We start from the raw sequence: 5,852 nt of genomic DNA on the forward strand, positions 1-5,852 counted from the left end.
TCGCCCAAACACTCTTGCCACCCACGGCCCCCCCGGGCCCAGACGGCGCATGGCCCCGCCGGGGGGGGGGGGCCGCCCCCCCCCCCCCACCGGCGACGGGGGTCAGGTGCCGGCGCTGAACAGGCGGATCAGCTCCCACCCGCCCTCGGGGACGTCGTCGTTCGGGTCGGTGCGCAGGTTCATCGGGTTCGCCATCCCCAGGTACAGGGTGGCCCCGTCGACGACCATGTTGCGGACCCCGTAGTTGAGGTGGTTGCCCACCCCGGAGTCGCTGACCGTCCGCGCCGGTCTACCCGGCCCGGGGAAGGCGTACAGGTCACCGCCGTACACCGCAGGGGGTACCCGGGGGCCGGTCCGCGCGGCGGCCACCTGCGGCGCGACGGCCATCGCGTCGCCGATCGCCGGGGACAGGTCCAGCTCCTGCGCCGTGGCCTGGCCCAGCTCCTTGGCCAGGTAGCTCCAGTCCATGGTGCCGACGAAGAGCTTCCCCCCGGCCACCGCCATCTTCCAGGTGTAGTTGTTGTACGGGTTGCCGAACCCGGCCGGCCCGTACGTCGGGGTCAACCCGTTGGACACCACCGACCAGGCCCCGGCCCCGCCGTCGGCCTCCGGGTCGTACGCGGGCAGTTCGGTCGCCCCGTACAGCAGCTCCACCTTCTGACGGTGGGAGCCGAACGCCTTGCCCCGGTGGATGCTGATCGCCCGCTGGGTGTTCTGCACGGTCGCGCGGATCCCCGCCTCGTCGGTCGGCGGGTAGATGCTCATGTGCAGGGTGCTGGCCTTGAGCGGCACGTGCATGGTGCCCCAGTACAGGTAGCCCCCGTACGAGGCGAGTCCGCCCAGCCCGTAGCTGCGGGCCACCACCGCGTCCGGCTCGTACCCGCTGACGTTCCACACCTGCTGCCAACCGGTGGCGTCCTCGGGGGTGAGCCCCGGTGCACCGGCGGAGAGCTTCGGGCTCATCCAGACCGAGGCGATGCTCGCCGGGGGCGGCGTCGTCGACGGCGTCACCGTCAGCTCCTCGGTCCCACCCGGCCAGGTGGTGACGAAGATCCGTCCCTCGTGGACCGTCAGGTCGGCGGCCTGCGCCGGCAGGTTCGCCACCTCGACGAAGCTGAACGGGTCGGCCTTGCTGCCGGTCCAACGCAGGACGTGTCCCCGGTTGCCGCCGTTGGCGCCCACCCCCACCCCGGCGTAGAGGCCGTCGTCGGCGACCACGAAGTGCCGGATGTTGCCGTACGCGGGGAAGTTCCGTGACCCGAGGTACGCCCCGGTGTCGGTGTCGAAGGCGAACAGGTTGATGCTCTCGCCCAACGCCGGGCCGCCGAGCAGGGCGACTCCCGCGTGGTTGCCCGCCGCCCGGATGCCGACGGTGGTCTGCAACCGGTTGAGGTCCTCGGTGGAGGCCCCGCGCACCAGGTCGGTCTTCTCGGTCAGCCGGTTCGTCCGCAGGTCGTAGCTGTAGAGGCGGGGGGTCCGGTGGTCGCCGAGGGTGACCGGGAGCTGCGGGTTGCGCTTGGCGATCTGGCTCTCGCCGTACTCGCAGACCCAGTCGGCGTTGATCGCGGGGGTGGTGTTGCGCAGGGTCCGTCCGCTGGTCAGGCAGTTGACGTTGGCACCGGTGCCGTAGAACAGGGTCTTTCCGGCCCGGGTCATGCCCCACAGGTACGCCTGGTTGACCTTCGCCTGTCCGGTGGCGCAGGGCGGCCCGGCCGGGTAGGGCTGACCGATCCCGGCGAAGCACTCGTCCGGTGCGGCCTTCGCCAGCACCTTCGGGGCACCCGGGGGGCGGGTGTCGGCGGCCAGCGCCGCCGACGGGGTCGCCAGGACGGGCCCGAGCCCGAGGACGACCAGGGTCGCCAACAGGCGTCGTGCTGATGTTCGTATCACCAACTGCCTCGCTTTCGACGATGAGGACACCGGTGGTGGCCGACCGGCCACCCGGCGACGAGGTGCGGGCGGGTCGTTCAGACGGTGGCCGGTTGCGGGTGTGGCTTCGGTGCCCTGACCCGGCCGGCGACCGCCCCGGCCCACCCGGACGGGTCGGGGAAGTCCAGGAACCCGCCGAGCCGGGTCAGCTCGGCGACGGGGTCGGCGACGAGGTCCTCGTAGCGCATCCGGAGGAGGTGCTGCGGCGGCACGTCGGTCAGGGCCTGCTCGGCCTGGCTGGTCATGAAGGCGCAGAGCCCGAGGTACCGGCGCAGGTCCGCGCCCCGTTCCTGCAACGTCTCGGCGGTCAGCCGGTCCGGCAGGTAACGCTCCATCTCCGGGGGTACCGCCTGACCGGGGGAGAGCCGGAACGGGTCCAGCCCGCACCGGCCGAGGAACTCCACCCGCAGTTGGATGAGCTGGAACGACGAGTGCCTGCTCATCGACCTCGCGGTGTCCTCCCGGTTGCGGTCGAGGTAGACGACCTTGCAGTCGGGGAACCCCTGCAACAGGTGCGGGGCGAGGTGGCTGGACCCGCCGGATCGTTCCACCCACCGCCGTCGTCCGGTCAGGACGGCCAACAGGTCGAGGAACGCCCGGTGGTGCTCGACCACGCTCTGGGCGGGCTGGTCCGGCACCCGTTCGGCGAGCCTGTCGAAGAGGGCGTCCGGGTCGTCGGTGAGCTTCGACAGGGTGATCGCCATGATCCGGGGGAGTTCGGTCATCCGGTCGGCCCACCTGCCGGTGCTCGGATACCTGACCTCCTTCGGCGGGAGGCCGATCCGGAACAGCGTGGACAGTTCGGCCTTCGGAGCGGCGAGCACTGACCAGTACTCGGCTCCGGTGAGCACCTCCCTGCTGCGCGCCCACGGCGTCACGGACATGAAGAACTCCTGCGCCGACAGGGTGTCGGGCTCCTCGGCGATCAGGTCGGACAGGAGCGTCGAACCGCACCTGCCGTTGCTGATGACGATCGACCGGCCGGTGATCGGGCTTCCCATCGGGGGCCTCCAGGGGTGTCGCGTGGTCAGGGGACGGTGGTCGGGTGCGGTGGTCGGTCGTCGGGCTGCCCGGTGGTGGGGGCCGCAGTGGTGGTGGTGCCGAGACCGCACTGCTCGGTGAGCCAGGCGAAGACGTGTCGGCGGACCGCCTCCGGCGCGTCGACCAGGACGGAGTGCCTCTGGTCGGGCAGGACGGCGACCCGGGTCTGGGGAAGCAGGTCCCGTACCGCATCGGCCAGGTCCACCATCGGGGACCGGGCACCGTAGAGGCACAGGACCGGGCACCGCAGGGCGGCCAGGGCCTCCGTCGACGGCAGCCGGCTGGCCGGCAACTCCTCGGTGATCGAGGTGTCGGCGAGGAACCGGCCGGTGTCGGCGGCCCGCCGGGCGGCGATCGGCCCCCGCCGGGCACCGATGCCGGCCAGCGCCCCCTCCTGCGGCAGTCGGGCGGCGACCCGGTGCAGTCGCTCGGCCACCCGACGCATCCACTCCGGGGTCGGCGGGGAGGACTCCACCGCCACGACCCCGGCGACCCGTTCCGGACGCCGGGCCGCGTACCCGAAGGCGATGGTGCCGCCGAACGAGTTGCCGAACAGCAGGATCGGGCCGGTGACCCCGGATCCGGCCAGGAGCGCCTCGAGGTCGTCGACGAAGTCGTCCAGGGCGTACCCGGTGGCGGGTCGCTCGCTGCGGCCGTGCCCCCGCAGGTCGTACAGCAGGGTGGGGAACCCGGCCCGGGCCAGCGGCTCGGCCAGGGTGAAGTACCAGCTCGCCATGGTGTCGGAGGCCATTCCGTGGATGAGGACCGCCGTCGGCCGGGCCGGACCGTCACGGGACGGGTCGACCGGGTCGAGCCGCTGCGTGTGCAGGGTGATCCCGTTGGCCCGGAGTACCGTCACCGGCTGCCCGCCCCGACCTCGTCACCGGGGCCGGCGGCCAGCGAGGCGTCGATGTGGTCGACGAGCTGACCGACCCGCAGGTCGCCCACCGTCGTCAGGTCCAGCTTGGCGACGAAGTGGGCGAAGTTGACGGTGTCGCCGTAGCGGGCCTGCAACCGGCCGGCGAGCGAGACCACGTCGATGCTCTCCATGCCCAGGTCGTCCTGGAAGGTGGTGTCCCGGGTGACGACCTGGTCGACGGCGAAGTCCCCCAGCACGGCGTTGATCATTTCGGTGAGCTCGGCGAGGGTGCTGGCCTGGGCGGCAGGCATGACTGTTGCTCCTTCTGCTGGTCGGATGGAAGACGGTCGGGTCACGGTCGGGACACCCCCGGTGGGACGACCGGGTCCGGTTCGGCACCCCAGGTCCAGGCCACCACGTAGCGGCGGGGCGGCAGGTCGTCGGGGTTGGCCACCTCCCGGTGACCGACCCGGTACGTCCGCCCGCCGACAGTGACCTCGACGGTGGTACCGGTGGCGGTGCGGACCTCGAAGCTGCGGGGCCTGCCGTCGAGCCCGGTGCCCTCGGCCTTGGCGACCGCCTCCTTGGCCGCCCAGAACCGGGTGAACCAGACCCGTCGGGCGTCCGGGTCGACCCCGGCGAGCCTGCCCAGCAGGATGGTCTCCGCGTCGGTGAGGGCGAAGGTCAGTGTGGTCGCCGGATGGTCGGTGATCTCGGCGACGTCGATGCCGACCCCGGTGGTCGCGGCGCCGTCGACGGGGCGTCGGCGGGCCACCGCCACCCCGATCTCCGCGCAGTGCGCCAGCGACACGTCGCAGTCGCCCAGGTCACGGCCGGGTCGACCGCGTACCCACGGACGTCCGTCCGGGTCGTTGCCGACGGTCAGCTCGATCGGGTAGATGTCGGTGTGGCCGTCCTGCCACAGCCGGGCCCGGACGGCGTCCTTGACCGCGATCCGGCCGAGCATCCACTGCTTGCGGGTCTTCGCCGGGTGCCGTTCGTACTCGGCGTATCCGGCGTCGCCGAGGATCCCCCGGGCGGCCATCCCCCGGGTGACCAGGTCGGTCCAGCAGTCGAAGGCCATCGTCCAGCCCTCCGGTTGCAGGTGCGACATCGGGTACCGCTCCGGGAACCGCTCGGCGATCCGGGCCTGCGGGTGGCTGTCGAACCGTCGGTCGACAGCCCCCTCGATCTGCGCCCACACCCGCCCGTCGACGCTGAGCTGCGTGTCGGCGACCAGTTTCCCGTCGTCGATGCTGCGGACCCGGGCCACACACTCGAAGGCCCGACCGGCCGGTGGCGGAGGCCCGAAGAACCGGACGTGTTCCAACCCGACAGGCAGCGCCACCGTCCGGAACGGCTGGGTGGTGATCAGCCAGTTCCCGATGAGCTGCAACGCGTTGTCCAGGAGGGCACCGGGTGGGGCGGGCGCGGTGACGACACCCCGTACGTGCCGGTCGCCCAGGGCGTGCACGGTGGTCACCCCCCGGAACTGCGGGCCGTGGAACATCAGCCGTTCGGCGTACATCTCGGCGGCCCCGAGGGTCGGTGGACGTTCGGTGGCCGGGTCGTGCGTCCACACCGGCGGCGGGGCGGGATGACCGGTGCCGACCTCGACGGTCGCCCGGGCGTACCCGCCGAGGATGACCGCGTACCGGTTCGGACCGGCGGACCTGACCACGACCTCGACGTCCTGGGCGGGCTCGGCGATCAACCACCGGGAGAACCGGGCGTCGTGCACCGCCACCACCGTGGCGGTGGGCACCAGCTGCTCGACGGCGTCCATCATGTGGGCGACCAGGGCAGTCGCCGGCACCACCGGCCACCGGTCCTGCGGGTCCGGCCAGTCGTCGGGCTGCACGAAGAAGCAGTGGTCGAGCAGGTACGGCATGGTCTCCAGGGAGACCCGCAGGACCGTACGCCCCACCTCCGGGCCGGGGGTGGCCGGACCCGGGCGGGTGGGTGCGGCCGGTGCGGAGGCGGTCACCGGCGGGGCCGCAGGACGTGGCGTCGGTGCCGGTGC

General features: G+C 72.5%; 5 protein-coding genes. All 5 read right to left on the reverse strand.

Annotation, left to right across the window (positions count from 1 at the left end):
* Nucleotides 1–102 precede the first annotated feature (102 nt).
* Nucleotides 103–1,863, reverse strand: coding sequence for a hypothetical protein (locus ABT336_RS26560; RefSeq protein WP_350900208.1), 1,761 nt, complete (start codon nt 1,861–1,863; stop codon nt 103–105).
* Nucleotides 1,864–1,967: 104 nt separating this feature from the next.
* Nucleotides 1,968–2,930 (reverse strand): sulfotransferase domain-containing protein, encoded by a 963-nt coding sequence (locus ABT336_RS26565; RefSeq protein WP_350900210.1) that lies wholly within the window; start codon nt 2,928–2,930, stop codon nt 1,968–1,970.
* A 26-nt stretch (nt 2,931–2,956) separates the two neighbouring features.
* Nucleotides 2,957–3,829, reverse strand: coding sequence for an alpha/beta fold hydrolase (locus ABT336_RS26570; protein WP_350900212.1), 873 nt, complete (start codon nt 3,827–3,829; stop codon nt 2,957–2,959).
* Nucleotides 3,826–4,140, reverse strand: coding sequence for an acyl carrier protein (locus ABT336_RS26575; RefSeq protein ID WP_350900214.1), 315 nt, complete (start codon nt 4,138–4,140; stop codon nt 3,826–3,828). Before ABT336_RS26575 ends, ABT336_RS26570 begins: the two co-directional genes overlap by 4 nt.
* Before the next feature lie 41 nt (nt 4,141–4,181).
* The coding region (locus ABT336_RS26580) for a polyketide synthase dehydratase domain-containing protein (protein ID WP_350900216.1) at nt 4,182–5,852 on the reverse strand (1,671 nt) is incomplete at its 5' end.

Source organism: Micromonospora sp. NPDC000207 (assembly GCF_040300925.1).
Lineage (GTDB): Bacteria > Actinomycetota > Actinomycetes > Mycobacteriales > Micromonosporaceae > Micromonospora.

Coding starts and splice junctions, on each gene's coding strand:
- ABT336_RS26565 (WP_350900210.1), bottom strand. CDS start 2,930: ATGGGAAGCCCGATCACCGGCCGGTCGATCGTCATCAGCAACGGCAGG.
- ABT336_RS26575 (WP_350900214.1), bottom strand. CDS start 4,140: ATGCCTGCCGCCCAGGCCAGCACCCTCGCCGAGCTCACCGAAATGATC.